We start from the raw sequence: 3,835 nt of genomic DNA on the forward strand, positions 1-3,835 counted from the left end.
ATTCTAAAAGGCACAATTAAAACCGTAATGGGTTTCCTAATTTTAGGTTTTGGTGCTGGCGCTCTTGTTGGCGCACTAAATAACTTCTCAGTTGTATTTACTGAAGCATTCGGCGTAAGTGGTGTTATTCCAAATAACGAAGCAATTGTTGCATTAGCACAAGAAGCATTCGGTTATGAAATGGCTCTAATTATGTTCTTCGCATTCGTTGTGAATATTTTATTGGCTCGTATTACTCCTTTAAAATATATTTTCTTAACGGGTCACCACACAATGTTCATGTCTATGTTAGTAGCGGTAATTTTGTCTACAGCAAACATTGAAGGCACAGTTCTAGTCGCAATCGGCTCTATCATTGTGGGTACATTAATGGTTGTGATGCCAGCGCTAGGCCAAAAGTACACTGAAAAAGTGATGGGTACTGATCAACTGGCTATCGGTCACTTCTCGACACTGTCTTACATCGTGTCTGGCTTCATTGGTAGCAAATTCGGTGACACATCAAAATCAACAGAAGACATCCAAGTTCCTAAAAGCTTAATGTTCCTGCGTGATACGCCAGTAGCCGTAGCAACAACAATGGCTATCTTCTTCATGCTTGCGTCTATTATTGCGGGCGGCGAGTTTGTAGAAACAGTATCAAGCGGTCAAAACTGGGTTGTATTTACCTTCATGCAATCTCTAATCTTTGCTGGTGGTGTTTACATCGTATTGCAAGGTGTGAAGATGCTAATTGCTGAAATCGTTCCTGCATTTAAAGGTATCTCTGACAAACTAGTACCAGGAGCAAAACCTGCTCTAGACTGCCCTATGGTATTCCCAGTAGCACCAAACGCGGTACTAATCGGTTTCCTTTGTTCTTTCGCGGCTGGCCTACTAGCAATGGCAGTTCAAGGTGCACTTGGTTGGACAATCATTGTAGCGGGTGTGGTTCCACACTTCTTCGTAGGTGGTGCGGCAGGTGTTTACGGTAACGCGACTGGCGGTCTACGTGGTGCAATTCTAGGTTCATTCACGCAAGGTCTGTGTATCTCTTTCCTACCAATGCTACTACTTCCAGTACTGGGTGGTCTTGGGCTTGAAGCAACAACATTTGCTGACTTCGACTTCGGTGTTGTTGGTCTGATTCTAGGATGGATTGTTTCATGAGCCTATTCGATTTAATCGGTAACCAAGGCGTTATCATCAACTCTGAAGAGAACCTAACGGTTGATGCTGCGATTGATTTAACCTGTTCAACACTGTTAGCAAGCAAGAAAATTGAAGCAAGCTATGTTGAAGCTATCAAGCAAAAGCACAAAGACATCGGCGCGTACTATGTTCTAGCACCAAAGATTGCGATGCCTCATGCTCGTCCTGAAGATGGTGTGAACGAAGCATCACTGCAGGTGACAGTATTCAAAAAGGGTGTTGATTTAGAGTCGGAAGACAACGGTGACGTTTACCTTTCAATCACTCTGGCAGCGATGGACTCAGATAGCCATATCCATACTATTATGGCGCTATCAGAGTTGTTCCAAAATGATGATGACATTGATGCCATTATCGCAGCGGAAACAGAGCAAGAGATCATCGAGATCTTAAAGCGATACTAGTTACGCTAAAAGCTGTTACTCCAGAGAAAAGCTATCAGACCGAGCCCTGCTCGGTCTTTTTTTTACACGTTTCAAATGACGATGCACCAGATTAACAAAGAGATGCCCGCCGAAGAGCTTTTCAACTCAGAACTTACCAACTACAGAGCTTCTCACCTAAAAGCATCTCAACTCAATAGTCGACAGACAAGCGCCCCCGGCTCCCTTAATGCATCCACGTTATAGCTAAGTACACGTCCGGCAGACGGCGCATGATAACGACGACATTCGTTACCAAAAGCGTCGTATTGAATCGCCAAAAGATCATCTTGCTCTACGCTTTGTAAAAGCTCGACATGAGGCAACACAAATCCACCAATATCAGCGCGGATAGACACCACATTATTGCCCTCTATCCAATCTATACTTGGCAGTGGCTTTTTGTCTCGTAAACCTTCAGCATCAAGCATCTCGTAGTAAGAAAGAATATTAAAAACACCATCTACGGCTCGTTGAATCATGTCAGGTTGAGTAAATTTCCCCATCCCGACCTCCACTGTAATGCTCGGAATTCCACTTCGATTCCAGACCGTTTCAAGAATACCCGGATCGCCGGGATCATTAAGAACACAATCGGGCTGCATTAACCTCGCCATCTCCAAACATTGCTCTACTCGGTAATCAGCAAACACATAAAGTGGATACACGGCACCACGAGTTTGGGTATGCAGATCAACAGCAAATGTCGCGTTGTGTTTGAGTAAGCGATCCCACAGAGATGCGACGAATCGCTCCGCGGCTAAGCCGTGTGCATCCCCCGGAAAGAGTCGATTAAGGTTGGCAGGGCAAGAGCCCGGATCCGAAGAGATAAAATCGCGGCTGTGGTTAAGCAAGCCAGACAAATTCACAGTTGGTACAACTGTCACCGTGCCTTTTAATGTGTTGCCTACTAAATCTCGGATAATTTGCTGAGCAGCCAACACACCGTTTAGCTCATCACCATGAATCCCGGCAGTGATCAGCAACTTCGGGCCGTCTTGACTGCCTTTGAAAACAGAAACCGGCATGTTTTTAGGTTGCCCTAACCCATCACTGGTTACTTGAAACCAAAACTGATGCTCTCCAATCGGTAAGTCTTCAACATTTAAGGCGCCAATAACCTGCCTACCTTGTAAAACATCGCCTAAGTACTCTGTTTTCATCCAACGTCTCCATCTTGTTGAGCAAAATTTATTCTTTTCTAAGTTTTGGCATCATAGAGGATATCTTAATCAGTACAAACAGTTAATAAGATGAAGAAGCTCTAACCTCACCATAAGGTTCACCCATATCATTATCACCTCACCCAAATAGAAACTTGAAAAAGTAACCGAATAAGGAAATACGAGTGGTATACCCATTCACAAACCACTCAGGTTCCTGAAATAAAAGTGCAATAAAATCAACACTTAAAAAGTTCCCTATTCACGAAAATGTAATTTTACAGAAATGAAAGCTTAATTTAGCTGCTCTAGATTAGTTTCATATCGAAACGGAGAGCGCATTGCTCACGGATTTTAAAATACAAGGTAAGTGATTATGAAAAAGGCAGTTCTAGCTTCTGCAGTGGTAGCGGCACTAGTTTCAGGTTCATCGTTAGCAGCAACGGTTTACAGCTCTGATGGTACAGAACTTAAAATTGGTGGTCGTGCAGAATTCCGTGGTGATTTCATTGGTTCCGGTGGTGCTGAAGTTGAAGGTTCAATGAAAGATAAAACTCGTTTCCGTTTAAACCTTGGTGGTAAAACAGAACTTACAGATACTGCAACGGCATTCGGTTTCTACGAAGCTGAGCAAGACACAGGTTCTGATAAGTTTGAAAACCGTTACATGTACGCAGGTGTTGATTTTGACGGCCAAGCCGTTTCTGTCGGTCGCCAAGATATGGCTTCAGTTATCGTATCTGACTTTACAGATATCACTGAGTTTTCTGGTGTGCAGCAAGCATTCGGTGCAGCTTCTGATAAAGAAGATGGTGTATTTGCATACCGTGGCGGCTTTGATGCCCTGCAACTAGAAGCCACTTACCAAACCAACAGCAAAAAAGACTCTGACGGCTACGGCATTTCTGGTGTTTACTCACTGCCAATGGGCTTAGATCTTGGCCTAGCCTACTCAGGTGAAGACCTGAGTAGGCTAGGCCAAGATCTAAGCCCATTGGCAGTGAGTAAACACCAGAAATGCCGTAGCCGTCAGAGTCTTTTTTGCTGTTGGTTTGGTAA

Annotated in this window: 4 protein-coding genes; 3 read left to right on the forward strand and 1 reads right to left on the reverse strand. The window is 43.9% G+C overall.

The window, feature by feature from the left end; genetic code table 11:
* Positions 1-1,149 (forward strand): PTS ascorbate transporter subunit IIC (locus tag AB4653_RS18490; RefSeq protein ID WP_372104947.1); only part of this gene is annotated, 1,149 nt, incomplete at its 5' end.
* Entirely contained in the window at positions 1,146-1,595 is a 450-nt protein-coding gene (locus AB4653_RS18495) for a PTS sugar transporter subunit IIA (protein WP_009845709.1), read from the forward strand. The genes AB4653_RS18490 and AB4653_RS18495, both read left to right, overlap by 4 nt.
* A gap of 167 nt (positions 1,596-1,762) precedes the next feature.
* On the opposite strand, the gene AB4653_RS18500 is transcribed toward AB4653_RS18495, so the two are convergent.
* A complete protein-coding gene (locus AB4653_RS18500) occupies positions 1,763-2,776 on the reverse strand; it encodes a succinylglutamate desuccinylase/aspartoacylase family protein (RefSeq protein WP_102257520.1) in 1,014 nt (337 codons plus the stop codon).
* 376 nt (positions 2,777-3,152) lie between these two features.
* On the opposite strand from AB4653_RS18500, the gene AB4653_RS18505 reads away from it, so the two are divergent.
* The coding region (locus tag AB4653_RS18505) for a porin (RefSeq protein WP_372104949.1) at positions 3,153-3,835 on the forward strand (683 nt) is incomplete at its 3' end.

It is taken from the genome of Vibrio sp. 10N.222.48.A3 (genome assembly GCF_041475345.1).
GTDB classification, from domain to species: Bacteria; Pseudomonadota; Gammaproteobacteria; order Enterobacterales; family Vibrionaceae; genus Vibrio; species Vibrio tasmaniensis_A.

Excerpts from the sequence above, each read along its gene's own strand:
- AB4653_RS18495 (WP_009845709.1), top strand. The coding sequence starts at position 1,146 with ATGAGCCTATTCGATTTAATCGGTAACCAAGGCGTTATCATCAACTCT.
- AB4653_RS18500 (WP_102257520.1), bottom strand. The coding sequence starts at position 2,776 with ATGAAAACAGAGTACTTAGGCGATGTTTTACAAGGTAGGCAGGTTATT.